Below are 17,002 nucleotides of genomic sequence, written 5' to 3' on the forward strand. Positions count from 1 at the left end.
TGAATGCCCTCGTCTTCGATGACTCATGCACCGTCGATATCGCCATCATCGTCAGCACGTCTTCGCATGGGCGCGGCAGACGGTCCAGCCATCGCCGTCGGCGCGCGGCACCCAGGTCCACGTCGCCGCGCCCGCGGGCCGGTTCTCGGTGGCCTCTGGTTCGGCAGCGTTCTGTTGACTGCGGTATTCGCGCAGATTGTTCTGATGTTCGTTGCGCCGCAAGGAATTCTGCGGTGTGTGGTGGTAGCCGAACGGATCGATGTGATGCCAACCGGTGGTGTCACGACCGTTCGAACCGCTGCGACTGTTCGAATGGTCCGACCGCGCGCCCGGATCCGCGAACGCCTCCCCCGCACCGATCACGGTGCCCACAGCTACCGCGCCGACGAACAGCGCCAGCGTCTGCGTTCTCGACCCACACCGCCTGCTGCGTGCGGATGAACGACTCGCGGTCGTCGATCTCGCCGGAAGTACACGTCGCATCATGGCCCCTTTGCCTCTCTGCTCGAACTACTGACATGAATAGTAGATAAAGAACCTGAGAACTTTCGGCATCACTTCTAGCTGGAGATTTAGTGCACTCCACGACAAGTAGCACGCATCAAAGCAGTAGTTCTGATGATCGACCGGGAGTGCGATTCCGCGAGCAAACGGCGCCGGCTCCGGCCACCGGACACCCGGCTGCGCGGCGATCGCCGGTGGCGCACTACCGCGCCAGCCGGTGTCCGCGAACATCGAACCGGATGGAGCGCGCTGCGTTGAAGGCTCGTTACGGCGGGCAGATGCGACCATGCGTCCCGATTCGGTAGTGCCCTGAACCATTTGGCCTCGGCTACGCCCGCACCGCGCGGTGGCATCACCACGAACAGCCACTCTGGCAACCCTGGATTCGCCGCGCCCGCACGACCACCCGGCCGAGCGCAGCCGAAAATATTTCCGTGCGGGAATAGCTGTGCCCGGGATACGTTGCTTCGAGTTGGTTAGTGAAGCGAACGAGAGGGGTCCGCCGGTGGCGACCGAGGCAGTGGAATCGGCTATCGGTTTGCGATCGGATCGGGGCGCCATCCTTGGTTCGCTGATGCTCGCGACGGGACTGGTCGCGCTGGATTCCACGATCATCGCCACGGCGGTGCTGACCATCACCGACAATCTCGGCGGTTTCGCGCAATTCCCGTGGCTGTTCTCGATCTACCTACTGACACAGGCGGTTACCGTCCCGGTGTACGGCAAGATTGCCGATACCGTCGGACGTAAGCCGGTGATCCTGTTCGGGATCGCGGTCTTCGCGCTCGGTTCACTGCTGTGCGGTGTGGCGACGAGCATGTTGGGGCTCATCATCTTCCGCGCCGTACAGGGTATCGGCGCGGGCGCCATCACGCCGATGACGATGACCATCGCGGGCGATCTGTACACGCTGACCGAGCGCGCCAGGGTGCAGGGCTATCTGGCCAGCGTGTGGGCGATTTCGGCGGTAGTCGGACCGCTGCTCGGCGGGGTGTTCGCCGAATACGTCAGCTGGCGGTGGATCTTCTTGATCAATATTCCGCTGGCCGCGCTGGCCGGTTGGATGCTGGTGCGCAGCTTCCACGAAACCACGTCGCGGCGCGAACAGCGCATCGACTATCTTGGCGCGGCGCTGCTGACCGTCGGCGCGGGAGCGCTGATACTCGGCTTGCTCGAGGGCGGGCAGGCGTGGGCTTGGTCGTCGCCGACCAGTTTCGCCGTCTTCGGCGGCGGCGCGCTGGTGTTGATGCTGTTCGCGCTGGTAGAGCGGCGTGCTGCGAATCCGATTCTGCCGCTGTGGGTATTCACGCGGCGGGTCATTATCGCCAGCAGTCTGGTCTCGGTGCTCGTCGGTGCGATTCTGCTCGGATTGACCTCGTATATCCCGACTTTCACCCAGGGTGTGCTCGGCACCGGGGCACTGATCGCGGGTCTGACCGTCGGCGCGCTCACCCTCGGGTGGCCGCTGGCCGCCTCGCAGGCCGGAAAAGTGTACTTGCGCGTGGGATTTCGCGCGACCGCGCTGATCGGCAGCACGCTCGCCACCTTCGGCGCCGCGACCACGCTGCTCATCGATGAGAACTCCACGCTGCTCCAGATCGCCGCATCCTGTTTCGTAATCGGCTGCGGCATGGGTCTGGTCTCCACACCCACGCTGATCGCGGCGCAGACCACCGCGGAGTGGTCCGAGCGCGGCGTGGTCACCTCGGCGAATATGTTCGCCCGGTCCTTGGGCAGTGCGGTCGGTGTCGCGGTATTCGGCGCGATCGTGAATTCGCGCGTCGGCGACACCGACCATCCGGCTCCGGCACTGCTGTCCTCGGCGGTGCATCTGGTTCTTTTCGCGGTCGCCACGATGACGTTGGTCATGGTGATCGCGTCCGCGATGATGCCACGACGGGGCGCGAATCCCGCTTGATCTGCCGCCAGGAACTCGATCCCCTTCTGTCGACGCGCCCGACATCCGGTGCGTACGTGGTGCCACTACGAAGCGGAATGGCGATCAGCGATTTCGGCCAGTGCCTGCTCTCGCTGTTCGGCGGGGAGTTCTTCGGCGGCGGCGCGGATGGCCGCGATCGCGGTATCGGAGAGAACCCGCAGCGTGCCGCGGAATTCCGACCACAGGTCATGGTCGGCTGCCGCCCGTAGCATTTCGGTCAGTTTTTCCCGGGAGGTCAGGTTGACGACGCGTTCGAGCTGCGCGACGTCATCGACGAGAAAGGCAGCGTGGACCAGTGCGTCGCCGTCGATGGCCGCCTCGGTGGCCCGGACCGCCGTATCCGAGATCGAGGCCATGAGCTCACCGAGGGTGATCCAATCCTGGTGTGCGGCAAGCTCTTTGCCAACCGCGACAGTAGTCTTCTCGGGTAGGCCACCAATAATGGCCGCAGCATGGCGTGGATCGAGCTGGGCGGCGACATCGGCGAGGAAGTCGACCGGCAGCCGCTTGGCGATATCGACCGCGTGCGCGGGATCGAGCACAGCCGACATCCGGGCCGCGAGCAGCGCACCGCGGCTGCGTGCCACCATCTTCGCGGCGATCGGGGGCGGAATCACCTTGGACGCCTGGGCAACCCGATGCAATCCGGACTCCTGGTCCTCGACGAACAGATCGGTGACCTGGCGACGGAATTCCCGCAGGTCCTGATCGGGCACCTCGACGAGATCGGCAAGTTGTTCGACCGGAACACCCAGTGTCCGTGCGAGTTTCAGCAATTGGACGGAACGCATCGGATCCGTCACAGTCCGGCCGCCTTCTTCACCACGCCACGCAACAGGCGCGGCAGAACGTCCAGCATTCCGCGGGCCGCGTCCCTGAGTTCACCGGCTTGGCGCCAGCGCGCGTCCTCGATCACCTGGGCGAGTTCGGCTTGGACCTGCGGGGCGAGGGCAGCGATACCCGGGGGCAGGTCACCGGGTATCAATTCCGCAAGCGTCTGCTCTGTCATCGTTACCTCCGTAGGGGTATCGCATTCGCGGTCATGATCACAGTGGGACGATTCGCGTCGCAATGCAAGAGACCAGTCATCGGGGCGTGGCGTCCGGGGCCATTGACGGCGTGGTGCGCCGGTCATAACGTCGGATCACACGACCGAGTCCTCGGTCACGGGTGGATCGGGTGGTCACCATGGGTCTCGAACGCACGGTCGATGTCGCGGTAATCGGCGCTGGCCTGGCCGGGTTGGCGGCGGCCAGGAAGTTGCATCGAGATCGCCTCGAGGTGGTGGTCGTCGAGGCGCGTGACCGGGTCGGTGGCCGCACACTGAACCATCCGCTCGGCGATGGCAAGATCGTCGAGGTCGGTGGGCAGTGGGTCGGTCCCGGACAGCATCGGGTGCTGGCGCTGATCGACGAATTGGGGCTGCAGACCTTCCCCACCTATACCGACGGTCGGCACTTGTTCGAGCATCGCGGCAAGCTGCGGCGCTACCGCGGTCGGATACCGCTGATCGCCTCTCCGGCGCTGCTCGAGGCGTTCATCGGACTGCGGCGGTTGGATCGGATGTCACGGGCGGTGCCCGCCGACGCGCCGTGGTCGGCGGCGCGGGCCGGGCGGTGGGATGCCGAGACCGTCGAATCGTGGATGCGCCACAACCTGCGTTCCGATGTCGCGCGGCGGGCCATCACGATGGTCTGCAAGGCGGTATGGGCGGCCGATCCGGCCGATGTGTCGCTGCTGCATCTGCTGGCCTACCTCAATGCCGGTGGCGGTGTGGATCCGATGATCGAAACCGACGGTGGCGCACAGCAGACCCGGATCGTCGGCGGCTCCCAGCGGATCGCGCTGGCACTGGCCGAGCAGCTGGATGAGCGGGTGCTGCTGAACACGCCGGTCCGCGCGATCGAGCAGACCAACGGCTCGGTCATCGTGCACGGCGACCACACTCGGATCCTGGCCCGCCGGGGCATTGTGGCGATGAGTCCGGCATTGGCAGGTCGGCTTGTCTACTCCCCCGCACTGCCCGCCGACCGCGACCAACTCACCCAGCGCATGCCGAACGGTTCGGTCATCAAGACCATGGCCGTCTACGACACCCCCTTCTGGCGAGCGAATGGCTTGTCCGGTCAGGTCACCGCCGCCACCGGGCCGGTGAAGGTCACCTTCGACAATTCGCCGCCGGACGGGCATCCCGGTGTGCTGCTCGCCTTCTTGGAAGGTGGCGATGCCCGACGGCTCGGCCGCTACCCGCTCGCCGAGCGGCGCGATATCGTGATCTCGAGCCTGACAAGGTTTTTCGGCCCGGATGCGGCCACACCCATCGACTACATCGAGAAGGACTGGTCCGCCGACGAGTGGACCCGCGGCTGCTACGGGGCCTTCGCTCCGCCCAACACCTGGACCGAATACGGCCCCGCCCTGCGTACGCCGGTCGGCCGAATCCATTGGGCCGGAGCCGAAACCGCGACGATCTGGATGGGCTATATGGACGGGGCCATTCGTTCGGGCGAACGCGCCGCGGCCGAGATCACCGCTCTGTTCGGCGAAACTCGGCCTGCCACCGCTGCGTCTGCGGATCGAGCTCGATAGCCGCCGCCCGAAGTCCATCGGCGCCAAAGGAATCGATCTCCGAAGGCGTCAGCGGCCATGGTGGCCCGCTCACTTCCGCGCCCTCCGGCCGGAATCCGGAGATCACGATCAGCTGTCCGCCCGGTGCCACGGCCCGCCGAATATTGGCAATCGCGATGTCGCGCACCGAGACCGGCATCGACTGCACCGTTATCGCCTCGACCACCAGATCGAACGCACCCTGCCAGACCGGAGGCGGATCCAGCAGATCGGCGACCACATATTTCACCAGCGACTCCGGAAACCTTTGGCGCACTTCGCCGATCGCGGTCGGCGAGATATCGAAGGCGGTGGTCGCGTAGCCGAGGCTCGCGATGTACTCCGCATCCTGGCCGTACCCGCAGCCGATCACCAATGCCCGCCCGACACCGTCCAATTCGCGCCGCGCGGCCCACTCGACCAATATCGGATTCGGCTGATCCCGATCCCATGGCACGATGGCGTCCCCGCTGGCCGCTTCCGCATAGAGCCGCTCGAACCAGCCGGTCGGGTCATCCTCGGCGAGTGATTCCGCGGCCAGCCTGCTGGCATCCGCATCTCGATTCAAGGCCATCGGGCAAGTGTCGCACGGACTCTCGAACCGACCGGACAGAGCTTCCGCCCAATCGGCATGGTGTTGTCTGCCCAGTCGCTCCGGTTGATGTCACTACATGGGCATGTGCGGGAACAACATGTTCCACATGTTCCGCACCATGTCCACGATTTGCATCAGCATCGGTGACATCATCACTTTCATCACCTCCTGACCAAATCCTGGTCATTGCCCGCCCCCGCCGGGCGCGGGGGCCGTGCCCGGTTCGGTGGTGCTCGTGGCAGCGAGGTGAGGTTTGGCATCAGCGTTGTACGGGCTAGCTCCCGCCGACGCCGAGCGCGGTCAGGAACACCAGCACGACAGTGGTCACGGCGAACACACCGTGCCCGCCGACGACCGCGACGGGAAAGTGCCGTTCGGCTGGCGGATCCGGTGCCGCCTGGGTGCGGCCGCGGTAGACCGGAAGCCATCGTGCCAGCATGGTGAATCCGAGCAGGGCGACCGGCACCAGCAGCGCGAACGCGATCCAGGCCAGCGCGTCGGAGTCGACGACCAGAAACACGATCCAGACGACGAGCCCGGCGACGGCGAGCAGGAAATGACCGAACACCACCGGCGGTGGCAAGTGGGTGGTACTCGGTTGCCGGGCTCCGCCCTTGGCGATCCACGTGCCGAGCAGGACGAACCCGCCGACGGCGGTCAACAACCAGGTGATCAGTGCCGCGATGCCCATCATGCGCTCCTCAGAAGTACAGATCGTTCAGTGCCGGAATCCGGCGGCCTGGGTGGTTTCGTCGGCCACGCGGACGCCGTAGTGGTAGGCCAGTTTTCCGCCGAGATAGCCGGAGACCGCCAGCACGGCCACGCTCACCACCGACAGCGCCAATGGCCCGGCCGACACCGGGCTGTGGCGGTCGTCGATGGATCGCCGCCACAGGAAATCGGCGGCGAAGGCAGCGGTCACGGCCAAATTCAGGCTCATGTGGACCAGACCGGTGCGGAATGCGGGGGTTCCGGTCGGGATCCCCAGCAGATCCAGGAAGCCGACCGACGCCGCAGCCAACGCGCCCAGTACTCCGATCGCGATCAGCCACCGCGCGCCCTGGGCCAGAAATGCCGGGTCCTCGACCACATGGGAGGCGAGGTCGAACACCAGGCTCGCGATCCACGCGCCGATCGGGACCGTCACCAGGATGGGATGGAACGGATGCCCGTACGGCCCGGCCAGCACCGCGCTCACCGGCTGCTTGGCCTGTTGTCGCTCGCTGCTCATCACACTCTCCACACTGGTCGAGTAATGCCAAAAATTATTGGCGTAATTATCACGAAGGTCAACCCACCGCAGTTCAGCGACAGTTGTATGTATTTGCACCTGATCTGGTAGACGTTATTGTGGTCGAGTGACCAACGAAGCGACGATCGGTGCCGTCGCGGTTCTCGATGACGAGCTGCGGCGCGGGATGTACTGGTTCATCCGGCGAGCGCGTCAGCCCGTCACTCGTGACGAGGCCGCCGCCGAGGTGGGGATCTCCCGCAGGCTGGCCGCGTTCCATCTGGACAAGCTGGTCGACGCCGGACTGCTGCGTGCCCGGTACGAGGCGCCCGACGGTATTCGCCGGGTCGGGCGCACCCCGAAGGTGTACGAGCCCACCGACGCCGATATCCGGGTGAGCATTCCCGAACGCCGGTACGAGGTGCTTGCCGAGATCCTGATGGGCGCGGTGCTGGGCGAGCGCAACGACGAAACCGCGCGCGAGGCGGCGATGCGAGTCGCGCGGCAACGCGGCGCGGAACTCGGTGGCGCCGAGCGGGAACGGGTCCGGCCTGGTCGGCTGGGAGCCGAGCGCGCTTTGACCCTGGTGCAGGACATGCTCGCCGGGCACGGCTTCGAACCCAGCCGCGAAGCACCGACCTGCGTGCGATTGCGCAACTGCCCTTTCCACCCGCTGGCGACCACGGCGCCCGATCTGGTGTGCGGTCTCAACCACGCCTTCTGCTCCGGCATACTCACCGGTCTCGGCACCGACAGCGTGCAAGCGGTCCTCGCACCACAGGTCGGGGAATGCTGCGTCGAGGTGCGGGCGACAACCTGAACCACGCCGGCGATCCGCAGTCGCGACATGCACGACCAGCCGTCGCACATGCTGCTGACCGTGCTGACGCGCATATGCGGGCATCCCGCCGGAGCCGGAGCCGGAGCAGGAGGTGATGTCGTCGGGCCAATCCCCGGACTACCGGAAATCAGCCCTGAACTGCGAAGGCAGCGAAGCTAGATCGCAAACATGGGATTTCGCACGCGTATTCAGAAACGTCCCCGCTGGAAGGCTTCGGCTACTTCCGCCCGTTCGGCGAGAATGTCACGGCGGCGGGTGGTCATGACCTCGGCTACCGAGGTACCCGCGACGAGTGCCCGGTAGAGGGCGGCGGCGTCCTCGATGGCATCGCGGGCGCCGACACCCGCGGCGGGTGTGATCGCGTGATCGGCGTCGCCACACAGGACTACATCGTCGCGAGGCGGGCGGGGATGGGTGAGCGGCACATCGCGCGCGTTCGTGACGTGCACGGTGTCGGTGACCGCGAGCAACGCATCGATCAGATCTGGAATGGCCGGGAGCGCGGCGTGGATCTGGTCGGCCCATCCCTCGACCGGGTGAAAGCCGGTGTCCGCCACGGGAATCGGCGGACGCCGGATCCGGGCAAACCACACCGCCGTCTCATCGTTCCATTGGTGACCGAACGCATCGGTAGGCCGCGCGTTGCCGTTGCGATGGAAGTGCAATACCGACTGTTCGGTGGGCAGGGCGATCGCGGCTGTGGTGACGCCGTAGATGACCACCTGACTCGCGTAGACCGCGGGCCGATCGGGTTCGAGGCGGGCACGAACGAGTGAATCGATACCGTCCGCCGCGATCACCGGCCCGTCCGGTGTCACCGATTCGCCTGCGACCCATAGCGTTCCACTTTCGCTATCCAGATCGGTCAATGGCCGGTCGTAGTGGAACCGCGCCGCCGTGCCGTTGGCGAAGTCGGTGAGCACGCGCATCAGATCCGGGCGGAAGTAGAGCCGCCGACCGTCGCCGGGTAGCGCGCGATACCCGGCGACATCGTGCACACCGAGCGCGCGCACCTCCTGCGAGGCGGCCGACAGCTCCCCGAGATCCACGCCGAGCTCGCCCAACGCCTCGTGCGCCCGCCGGTCGAGGGTGAGAAACGCACCGGCTCCGACCGCGGATCGTCTCTCGTACACGGTGACCGGAAGTCCCTCGCGCGCAAGGGCTCCGGCCAATGCCGTACCCGCGATACCGCCGCCGATGATGGTAACCATGCGCCTCCTCGAGCACTGTGTGCCGGGTGCTAGGCCACAGGTGCGGTGATATCCCGTCCTTTGCCCAGTTTGGTCATCACCACGTAGCCGCCGCAGACCAGCACACCCCAGACCGCACCGACAATAATCGCGGTGCGCCCACTCTCGGTCCAGAACAGCAGTACCACAACCAATCCCAGGAAGGCCAGCGCGAGCCAGGTGGTGATCGGCGCGCCGGGCAGGCGATAGTCGCTGGCAGGCAGTTCACCGCGGCCGACCTTGGCGCGATAGATCAAGTGGCACACCAGGATCACGCCCCAGACGAAGATGATGCCGATGGTGGAGACCGAGGTGATGTAGTTGAACGCCTTCTCCGGCGAGATCACATTGACGAGCACGCCGATGACCATCGCGGCCGCCGAGGCGGTAATGCCGACATACGGCACGGCACGCGAACTGAGCTTGTTGAGCCGCGCGGGCGCCTCCCCGTGCAGTGACAGGGTGCGCAGCATCCGTCCGGTGGAGTAGATACCCGAATTGCACGACGACAGCGCGGCAGTGAGCAGCACGAAGTTGATGATGCCCGCGGCGCCCGGAATGCCGATCTGCTGGAACACCTCCACGAACGGGCTCTTGCCCGCGTGGAAGTTGCGCCAGCTGGCGACCGACATGATCACCACGAGCGCGCCGACGTAGAACAGGCCGATGCGGAACGGCAGCGTGTTGATCGCCTTGCGCAGGGTCTTGCGCGGCTCCCGCGCCTCCCCCGCCGTCACACCGACCAATTCGACACCGACATACGCGAACAGCACGATCTGCAGCACCAGCAGCGATTGTCCGAATCCGTTCGGGAATACGCCGCCGTCGGCCCACAGATTGGTGACCGTCGGGTTGGCGGCATGGCCGAAGCCGATCGTCAGCACCCCGATGCCGATCAGGATCATGGCTACGATCGCGGTGACCTTGATGGTGGAGAACCAGAACTCGCCCTCACCGAACAGTCGCACCGAGATCAGATTGGCGCCGAACATCACCGCCAGCACCACCAGCGCGGTCATCCACGGTTCGATATCGAACCAGTACTGCACATACTTCCCGGCCACGGTGATCTCGGCCATGCAGGTGGCCACCCACACCGCCCAGTAGGACCAGCCGGTGACGAACCCCGCGAAACGCCCCAGGAATTCGTGCGCGTACTCGGCGAAACTGCCCGAGATCGGCCGGTAGCTCAGCAACTCTCCCAGCGCACGCATGATCACGAAAATGGCCAGGCCGGCCACCAGGTAGGCCAGGATCAGCGCGGGCCCGGCCTGTTCGATCGCACCTCCCGCACCGTAGAACAGGCCGGTGCCGATCGCACCGCCGATCGCGATCATCTGGATGGTCCGTGGGCTCAGCCCGCGGGAGTAACCCTCCTCGCCGGATCCGGCCGAGTCGGTGGGCGCCGCATCAGCTCGTAGCTGACGGTCCGAGGCTGTCATCGATGGTGCAGTCCTTCCGGTGGTGCTCGAGATCGATCAACCGGCCACGGTACCGGCCGCCGCATCGGCCCAGCGCGCGCCCCGAAATCCGCCGCGCACGGCGTTCGTATCCATGGCGATACCGTGCCTATCGAAATCGAGCTCCAGTGCAGGTGGAAGCCGTGATTCGCGAGGGATTCCCGCAGCCGGTGGCGGCCGTTGAGGCTGGCGGCGCAGGTCAGTCGAGCCAGGACGCGTTCGGTCCGGGAATGGGACAGCTGTTGTTCTGCGTAAAAAATCGGCGATCCGGGTTTCGTAGGCGGCGACCTGGGGGCGCCCGTGATATCGACGGCTCGCTCGTCTGCGGTAACCCTCAGCGTGAACCAAACCGAGTACGGTTGGTAAGGCAAGCCTAATTGGCAATTAGTGGAGGTTACCTTGGCACGACCCCGCACCACCCTGACGGTGCAGCGCACGGAGCGACTGACACCGCATCTGATCCGGGTGTATTTCGGCGGACCGGGATTCGCGGCGTTCCGGCCGAGCGAATTCACCGATTCATATGTGAAGTTCATATTCCCGCGCGACGGGATCGACGTGCTGCGCACCTATACCGTGCGCTCGGTCGATGCGGACGCTGGCGAACTGACCGTGGACTTCGTCTACCACGGCGATGAGGGCATTGCCGGACCATGGGCCGCTTCGGTGCAACCGGGTGCGACCATCGACTGCTTCGGACCCGGCGGGGCCTATGCGCCGCGCGCCGATGCGGACTGGCATCTGCTGGCGGGCGACGAGGCGGCACTGCCCGCCATCGCGGCCACATTGGAGGGAATGCACGCGGATGCGGTCGGGCAGGCGTTCGTCGAGGTGGCCGGGCCCGAGGACGAACTGAAACTGGATAGGCCGACCGGCGTCGAGCTGACCTGGCTGCATCGCGGCGAGCGGGAGCCCGGTGCGGTGCTGGCCGAGGCCGTGCAGGCGGCACCGTGGCGCGATGGACAGGTGCAGGTGTTCATCCACGGCGAGGCCAGTGCCGTCATGCGGAATCTGCGCCGCTATATCCGGCGCGATCGCGGCGTATCGGCGGAGTGGGCGGCCTCGATCTCCGGCTACTGGCGGCGCGGCCGAACCGAGGAGGGCTTCCGCGAGTGGAAGGCCGAATTCAAGGCTCGCGAAACCGCGGATACCCCATAACGACCGAAATCCCATGGCCGACCGGATGTTCGCCGGTCGCCATGGGATTCCGTGGTGTCGCTACTGCTGATTCGCGCGTAGCGCCTCCTCCACGAACTTCGTCGTGTAGGTCTTCGACAGATCGATGCGGTCCTTGACCGGCCGCACATTCTTCGAGTACTCGCCGAGTACGTTCAGCACATTCTGGGCGCCTTCGGGTTTCATCAAACCGGTGCCGTTGAACATGCCGATCGAATCGCGGATGGACTGGACATAGAGATCCTTGCCCCCGCTCGCGTACTGCGGCGGCATCTTGTCGGCGATCTCCTGCGGCGAATGCGTCTTGATCCACCGCATCGTCTGCACGAACGCGGTCGCGATCTTCTGCACGATATCCGGATGCGCGTCGACGGTGTCGCACCGCATGTACAGCGATGACGCCGGGTACAGCCCGCCCAGTGCGGCGCGCGTGCCCTCCTCGGTGCGCATATCCACCAGGATCTTCGCCTCCCCGGAGTTCACCATGGTGGCGACCGTCGGGTCGGTGGTCATCCCGGCATCGATGCCATTGTGGTTCATGCCCGCGATAAAGGTCTGGCCCGCACCGACTTTCACGCGCGTGTAGTCAGCGGTGGACATCCCCTCCTGCCCGGTGAGCGCCTGGGTGAGGAAGTCGGTCGAGGAACCCAGTGACGTCACGCCCAAATTCTTCCCGCGCAGATCCGCCACCGACTTGATGCTGCCGGAGTCCGCCTTGGAGACCAGCTCGACCTCGCCGGGCACATCGGCGAACTGGACCACCGAGGTCAGGCACTGCTCCTTGGCCTGCAGGTCGATGGTGTGGTCGTAGAACCCGACCACAGCCTGCACATCGCCGGTCAGCAGCGCGGTTTCGGCGCTCGCGCCGGACTGCTCGCCGAGCAGTTTGACGTCGATATCGTTCTGCTCGAAGAAGCCGAGGCGCTGGGTGAGCATGGCGGGCAGGTAGATCACCTTCTCCAGACCACCGACCATAATGGTGATCTGGGGCCGCCCGTTCGCCATCGGAATGGTCCGCGAATCCCGGCAGCCGGTCGCCAGCAGCAGTGCCGCGATGACTCCGACAATGACCGCCAGATGTTTGACGTAGCGCATGATCAGATCCCGTGGTTCGAGGTCGCCTGCGACGGACGCCATTTCAGCAATCGGCCCTCCGCAACACCGATCGCCCATTCGGCGAGCAGTGCGATGACGGTGATGATGATCATGCCCGCATAGATGCCCGCCGAATCGAAGGTGCCTTGGGCATTGCTGATAAGCAGACCCAAACCCTTACTGGCACCGGCATACTCACCGACCACCGCACCGATCAGCGCGAAGCCGAAGGCGGTGTGCAGGCTGGACAGGATCCAGGTGGTCGCACTGGGCAGCACGATCGAGCTCAGCACCTGACGCTTGCTCGCACCGAGAATTCGGGCGTTATTGATGACATTGCCATCGACCTCGCGCGCGCCGGTGAAGGCGTTGAAGAATACCGCGAAGAACACCAGCACGACGACCGTCGCGACCTTCGAGCTGAGCCCGAGACCGAACCAGATGATGAACAGCGAGGCCAGCACGATGCGCGGAACGGCATTGAGCGCCTTGATGAACGGGGCGAGCACCTCGGCCCAGTACCTGCTGCGGCCGAGCAGCGTGCCGAGCACGACACCGGCCACCGCGCCGATGACGAAACCGAGCACCGCTTCCTGCACGGTGGTGTACATCTGCAGCCAGATCGAGCCGAATTGTGTTCCCTCGGTGAACCATTCGACCAGCCGGTCCCAGATCAGCGAGGGCTTGGAGTAGAAGAACGGGTCGATCCACACCGTGGCGGTCAGCTCCCAGGCACCCAGCCACAGCGCGACCAGCGCGGCCCGCAGGCCCCAGGTGCGCAGCCGGTTGCGCCGGGCCTTGGTCCGCACACGCGCGAGAATCTGCTCCTCGGATTCGATTTCGACCTCGGGCGCGGACTCGGCCACACCGTTGAGCACATCATGCGACACGGGAGGCTCCCTTGCCTCGGGCTGCCTCGACCTGATCGCGCAGCGTTTCCCAGATTTCCTTGTAGATGTCCCGGAATTCGTTGGTGAGCCGGACCTCCTCGACATTGCGCGGACGTTCCAGCGAGACCGGGAAGTTGCCGCAGACCGTGGCCGGACTCGCGGTCATGACGATGACCCGGTCGGCGAGCACGATGGCCTCCTCCAGATCGTGGGTCACGAAGATGACGGCCGCGCCGGTACCCGCCCAGACGCGCAGCAGTTCGTCCTGCATCAGCTGTCTGGTCTGCACGTCCAGCGCGCTGAAGGGCTCATCCATGAGCAGGATCTCGGGATCATTGACCAGCGTCTGTGCCAGCGCGACACGCTTGCGCATGCCGCCGGAGAGCTGATGCGGGTAGTAGCTTTCGAAACCGGCGAGACCGACCTTGCGCACCCAACCGCGAGCCTGCTCTCGCGATTCGGCCTTGGACTTGCCGCGCAGGCGCGGGCCGAGGGCGACGTTATCGATCACGCTCTTCCACGGCAGCACCGCGTCCTGCTGGAACATGTAGCCGATGCCGTCCGGGATGCCGTGGACATCCTTGCCGCGCACCAGCGTCCGCCCGGCCGAGGCCGGTTCCAGCCCGGAGACCAGCGACAGCGTCGTCGACTTTCCGCAGCCGGTCGGGCCGACCACGGCGACGAATTCGCCCGGCTGGACCGCGAGGTCGAGGTTGCGCACGGCGGTGTGAATGCCGCCGCCCGTGCCGGGGAAGCGCTTCGTCGCGCTCCGCAGCTCGATGAGTGGTTCGGTCATTTTTCTTGCTCCTAGCGGATCAGGTAGAGCGAACCTACGTGGGCCGGGTCACAGTCCGAGGGTTGTGCGCACAAGATGGGCAAAGCGCCGATTCGAAGGTTGTGCGCATTCTGCTCACCACTATCCGAGTGGTTTATGCTGCGGAAATGGCCAGAGCAGGCACCGGGCGGCCGGATGGAACGCAGCGCGCGAATCAGCGCCGCGCGGGTGCCGGGGCCGAGCGCGAGCGACGCACGGGCAGGCCCTTCCGGTTGCGCACCCAGGTGCTGTTGCTCCAGATCGTGATCGTTACGCTGACCCTCGGCGTCGCGTTCGCGGTCTTCGGCTATGTCAGCGATCGGCGGCTCAATGACCAGTACGGGCAGCGTGCGCTGGCCGTCGCGCGGACCATCGCGGCCGATCCGGTGGTGCGCGGGGAGGTCGCCCATTACGCACCCGGCACGGTGACGCCCGAGCAGCACGATCAGCTCGCCGCCGGGCCGTTGGAGCGGATCGCGATCGATACGACGGACCGGACCGGCGCGCTGTTCGTGGTGATCACCGATGATGCCGGAATCCGGCTCGCGCATCCGGACCAGGCGCGGCTGACCGAGCATGTGAGCACCGATCCGTCCGAGGCGCTCGCGGGCCGGGAGGTGATCAGCGAGGAGCGCGGCACCCTCGGCCCATCGGTGCGCGCGAAAGTTCCTGTCGTACAGCCTGATTCGAATCATATAGTCGGCGCGGTGAGTGTCGGCATCTCCACGACCGCCATTCGCGGGCAGTTGCTCTCGGATCTGCGCACCGCCGCGTTCCTGATCGCCGCGGCGCTGCTGGTCGGCATCGCCGGGTCGGCGCTGCTGGCGCGACGCTGGGGCGGGTTGACGCTCGGGCTCGAACCCGCCGAACTGGCCGGTCTGGTCCAGGGTCAGGCGGCGGTGTTGCACGGCATCGGCCGTGGTGTGCTCGCCGTCGATTCTGCTTGGCGCACAACGTTTGTCAATGACGAGGCGCGGCGTCTGCTCGGGATCAGTGCCGATATCGGCCGACCGGTCGACGAGATCGGTTTGACGCCACGGGTGCTGGAGGTTTTCCGTGCGCTCGACGAACAACCGACACCGGCCACCATCGGCTCGCATATCGTGGTGGTCGCGGCCCGTCCGGTCACCCGCGAAGGCCGCGATCTCGGCGCGGTGCTCACCGTGCGCGATCGCACCGATGTCGAGGCGCTGACCCGCCAACTCGATGCGGTGCAGTCGATGAGTACGGTGCTGCGCGCCCAGCGCCACGAATTCTCCAACAAGATGCATCTGCTCAGCGGGCTGCTGCACAGCGGACGCACGGAGGAGGCGTCACACGTCATCGATGAGCTGATCGGCGCCGGACCGCTCGGCGCGGCGACGCCCGGTATCGATGCGATCCACGATGCGTATCTGCAGGCATTCCTCGCGGCGAAGGCGGCGCATTCGCGCGAGAGCGGCGTCGAACTCGTACTCGGCCCCAATACCTGGGTGGACGGCAATCTCGCCGAACCCGTCGATGTCACCACGGTGCTCGGCAATCTGCTCGACAATGCCATCGAGGCCGCGCGGGTTGCCGAAAACCCCACTAAGCAGGTGGAAGTCGAACTGGTGCAGGAGGATTCGACGCTGCACATCGCGGTCGCGGACAGCGGTGACGGTGTCGCGCCGGAGATGATCGACACACTGTTCACCGAGGGCGCCTCGACCCGCGAGGACCATGGCGTGCCGGGCGGACGCGGTGTCGGCCTCGCGCTGATCCGCCAGATCGCTCGTGCGCACGGCGGCGATGTGCGCCTCGCCAGTGCGCGCAGCGGATCACCCCCGCTGACCGGCGCCGAATTCATCGCCCGAATCCCCGGAGTACTGGTAGACAGCGAGATGCCATGGCCGCAACAGATCTGACCGTGCTGGTCGTCGATGATGACTTCCGCGTGGCCAACCTGCATGCCGGAATCGTCGAATCCATCGCGGGGTTCACGGTCGGGGGCACCGCGAATACCCTCGCCGGCGCGCGGGAAATCAACGCCACCACCGCAATCGACCTGGCGCTTGTCGATGTCTACCTGCCCGACGGTTCCGGCGTCGACTTCGTACGCGAACTGCACTGCGATGCGATGGTGCTGTCCGCGGCCACCGAAAGCGCCACGGTCCGCGCGGCATTCGCCGCTGGTGCGCTCGCCTACCTCGTCAAACCCTTTCCGCACACGATGCTCGCCGCCCGCCTGGCCGGATATGCCCGCTACCGCCGCACGCTGGCCGCACCGCAGATCGATAACGCGGGCGTCGAAGCCGCCCTTCAGGCACTGCGCCCGACCTCGGCGCCCGTCGCCCCCGCTACTGCTATCGCGTCGCCGACCAAAGACCTTGTCCTACATACCATTCTCGAAGCGACCGCACCCCTCTCGGCCGCCGAGGTGGCCACCGCCATCGGCATTTCGCGCGCCACCGCCCAGCGCTACCTGGCCACCCTCGTCGCCGCGGGCAGCGTTCAGATGCGCCTGCGCTACGGCACCACCGGGCGTCCGGAACAGGAGTACACCGCCGCGCCGCGTCGATAGCCTGTTGATCTCGCCCGAAATCGGACACAGTATCATTAGGCCTGCCTAACCTTAATCTGGTAGGCGACGTGTGTGAGTG

General features: G+C 65.9%; 17 protein-coding genes. 6 read left to right on the plus strand and 11 right to left on the minus strand.

All coding sequences use genetic code 11. The annotated features are described in order from the left end of the window. Nucleotides 1-51 precede the first annotated feature (51 nt). Nucleotides 52-372 carry a hypothetical protein gene (locus ACWEO2_RS33585; RefSeq protein WP_452409017.1) on the minus strand — a complete coding sequence of 107 codons (321 nt, stop codon included), beginning with the start codon at nt 370-372 and terminating at the stop codon, nt 52-54. 637 nt (nt 373-1,009) lie between these two features. On the opposite strand from ACWEO2_RS33585, the gene ACWEO2_RS33590 reads away from it, so the two are divergent. Then, entirely contained in the window at nt 1,010-2,422 is a 1,413-nt protein-coding gene (locus tag ACWEO2_RS33590; RefSeq protein ID WP_452409018.1) for an MDR family MFS transporter, read from the plus strand. A gap of 65 nt (nt 2,423-2,487) precedes the next feature. Here the strand turns inward: ACWEO2_RS33590 and ACWEO2_RS33595 are convergent, their stop codons facing one another. Further along, complete coding sequence (locus ACWEO2_RS33595; RefSeq protein ID WP_452409019.1) at nt 2,488-3,246, minus strand: hypothetical protein; 759 nt, start codon at nt 3,244-3,246, stop codon at nt 2,488-2,490. Then, nucleotides 3,243-3,452 carry a hypothetical protein gene (locus tag ACWEO2_RS33600; protein WP_452409020.1) on the minus strand — a complete coding sequence of 70 codons (210 nt, stop codon included), beginning with the start codon at nt 3,450-3,452 and terminating at the stop codon, nt 3,243-3,245. Before ACWEO2_RS33600 ends, ACWEO2_RS33595 begins: the two co-directional genes overlap by 4 nt. Nucleotides 3,453-3,631: 179 nt before the next feature. Here ACWEO2_RS33600 and ACWEO2_RS33605 point away from each other — a divergent pair, with 179 nt between their 5' ends. Beyond that, nucleotides 3,632-5,032, plus strand: coding sequence for a flavin monoamine oxidase family protein (locus tag ACWEO2_RS33605; RefSeq protein WP_452409021.1), 1,401 nt, complete (start codon nt 3,632-3,634; stop codon nt 5,030-5,032). Here ACWEO2_RS33605 and ACWEO2_RS33610 read toward each other — a convergent pair. From ACWEO2_RS33610 to ACWEO2_RS33620, 3 genes are all read right to left on the minus strand, one after another. Then, on the minus strand, nt 4,971-5,624 hold the full coding sequence (locus ACWEO2_RS33610) for a class I SAM-dependent methyltransferase (RefSeq protein ID WP_452409022.1): 654 nt from the start codon (nt 5,622-5,624) through the stop codon (nt 4,971-4,973). The genes ACWEO2_RS33605 and ACWEO2_RS33610 overlap by 62 nt on opposite strands. A 295-nt stretch (nt 5,625-5,919) precedes the next feature. Then, nucleotides 5,920-6,336, minus strand: a complete 417-nt coding sequence (locus ACWEO2_RS33615; protein ID WP_452409023.1) for a hypothetical protein — start codon at nt 6,334-6,336, stop codon at nt 5,920-5,922. 27 nt (nt 6,337-6,363) lie between these two features. Beyond that, nucleotides 6,364-6,876 carry a DUF2231 domain-containing protein gene (locus tag ACWEO2_RS33620; protein ID WP_452409024.1) on the minus strand — a complete coding sequence of 171 codons (513 nt, stop codon included), beginning with the start codon at nt 6,874-6,876 and terminating at the stop codon, nt 6,364-6,366. Nucleotides 6,877-7,003: 127 nt separating this feature from the next. Here ACWEO2_RS33620 and ACWEO2_RS33625 point away from each other — a divergent pair, with 127 nt between their 5' ends. Continuing rightward, nucleotides 7,004-7,696 (plus strand): helix-turn-helix transcriptional regulator, encoded by a 693-nt coding sequence (locus ACWEO2_RS33625; RefSeq protein WP_452409025.1) that lies wholly within the window; start codon nt 7,004-7,006, stop codon nt 7,694-7,696. 209 nt (nt 7,697-7,905) lie between these two features. Here ACWEO2_RS33625 and ACWEO2_RS33630 read toward each other — a convergent pair whose 3' ends face one another. Together ACWEO2_RS33630 and ACWEO2_RS33635 are read right to left on the minus strand one after the other, a co-directional pair. Beyond that, a complete protein-coding gene (locus ACWEO2_RS33630; protein WP_452409026.1) occupies nt 7,906-8,928 on the minus strand; it encodes an FAD-dependent oxidoreductase in 1,023 nt (340 codons plus the stop codon). 29 nt (nt 8,929-8,957) lie between these two features. Continuing rightward, the gene (locus ACWEO2_RS33635; protein ID WP_452409027.1) at nt 8,958-10,388 is read right to left on the minus strand and encodes an amino acid permease; all 1,431 of its coding nucleotides are present in this window, start codon (nt 10,386-10,388) and stop codon (nt 8,958-8,960) included. Between the two features lie 417 nt (nt 10,389-10,805). On the opposite strand from ACWEO2_RS33635, the gene ACWEO2_RS33640 reads away from it, so the two are divergent. Next, entirely contained in the window at nt 10,806-11,564 is a 759-nt protein-coding gene (locus ACWEO2_RS33640) for a siderophore-interacting protein (RefSeq protein WP_452409028.1), read from the plus strand. Between the two features lie 60 nt (nt 11,565-11,624). Here ACWEO2_RS33640 and ACWEO2_RS33645 read toward each other — a convergent pair whose 3' ends face one another. The 3 genes from ACWEO2_RS33645 to ACWEO2_RS33655 are packed head-to-tail and all read right to left on the minus strand — an operon-like array spanning nt 11,625 to nt 14,363. Next, on the minus strand, nt 11,625-12,719 hold the full coding sequence (locus ACWEO2_RS33645; RefSeq protein ID WP_452409029.1) for an ABC transporter substrate-binding protein: 1,095 nt from the start codon (nt 12,717-12,719) through the stop codon (nt 11,625-11,627). Further along, complete coding sequence (locus tag ACWEO2_RS33650; protein ID WP_354958708.1) at nt 12,680-13,567, minus strand: ABC transporter permease; 888 nt, start codon at nt 13,565-13,567, stop codon at nt 12,680-12,682. The genes ACWEO2_RS33645 and ACWEO2_RS33650 overlap by 40 nt, the downstream gene beginning before the upstream one ends. Next, entirely contained in the window at nt 13,557-14,363 is an 807-nt protein-coding gene (locus ACWEO2_RS33655; RefSeq protein ID WP_354958707.1) for an ABC transporter ATP-binding protein, read from the minus strand. The genes ACWEO2_RS33650 and ACWEO2_RS33655 overlap by 11 nt, the downstream gene beginning before the upstream one ends. 146 nt (nt 14,364-14,509) lie before the next feature. On the opposite strand from ACWEO2_RS33655, the gene ACWEO2_RS33660 reads away from it, so the two are divergent. Next, nucleotides 14,510-16,267 carry an ATP-binding protein gene (locus ACWEO2_RS33660; RefSeq protein WP_452409030.1) on the plus strand — a complete coding sequence of 586 codons (1,758 nt, stop codon included), beginning with the start codon at nt 14,510-14,512 and terminating at the stop codon, nt 16,265-16,267. Then, on the plus strand, nt 16,249-16,923 hold the full coding sequence (locus tag ACWEO2_RS33665) for a response regulator (RefSeq protein ID WP_452409031.1): 675 nt from the start codon (nt 16,249-16,251) through the stop codon (nt 16,921-16,923). Before ACWEO2_RS33660 ends, ACWEO2_RS33665 begins: the two co-directional genes overlap by 19 nt. The last annotated feature ends 79 nt before the right edge of the window (nt 16,924-17,002 follow it).

The organism is Nocardia sp. NPDC004278, assembly GCF_053602975.1.

Excerpts from the sequence above, each read along its gene's own strand:
- ACWEO2_RS33605 (WP_452409021.1), top strand. The coding sequence starts at position 3,632 with ATGGGTCTCGAACGCACGGTCGATGTCGCGGTAATCGGCGCTGGCCTG.
- ACWEO2_RS33655 (WP_354958707.1), bottom strand. The coding sequence starts at position 14,363 with ATGACCGAACCACTCATCGAGCTGCGGAGCGCGACGAAGCGCTTCCCC.
- ACWEO2_RS33660 (WP_452409030.1), top strand. The coding sequence starts at position 14,510 with ATGGCCAGAGCAGGCACCGGGCGGCCGGATGGAACGCAGCGCGCGAAT.
- ACWEO2_RS33665 (WP_452409031.1), top strand. The coding sequence starts at position 16,249 with ATGGCCGCAACAGATCTGACCGTGCTGGTCGTCGATGATGACTTCCGC.
- ACWEO2_RS33630 (WP_452409026.1), bottom strand. The coding sequence starts at position 8,928 with ATGGTTACCATCATCGGCGGCGGTATCGCGGGTACGGCATTGGCCGGA.
- ACWEO2_RS33645 (WP_452409029.1), bottom strand. The coding sequence starts at position 12,719 with ATGGCGTCCGTCGCAGGCGACCTCGAACCACGGGATCTGATCATGCGC.
- ACWEO2_RS33600 (WP_452409020.1), bottom strand. The coding sequence starts at position 3,452 with ATGACAGAGCAGACGCTTGCGGAATTGATACCCGGTGACCTGCCCCCG.
- ACWEO2_RS33635 (WP_452409027.1), bottom strand. The coding sequence starts at position 10,388 with ATGACAGCCTCGGACCGTCAGCTACGAGCTGATGCGGCGCCCACCGAC.
- ACWEO2_RS33620 (WP_452409024.1), bottom strand. The coding sequence starts at position 6,876 with ATGAGCAGCGAGCGACAACAGGCCAAGCAGCCGGTGAGCGCGGTGCTG.
- ACWEO2_RS33610 (WP_452409022.1), bottom strand. The coding sequence starts at position 5,624 with ATGGCCTTGAATCGAGATGCGGATGCCAGCAGGCTGGCCGCGGAATCA.
- ACWEO2_RS33615 (WP_452409023.1), bottom strand. The coding sequence starts at position 6,336 with ATGGGCATCGCGGCACTGATCACCTGGTTGTTGACCGCCGTCGGCGGG.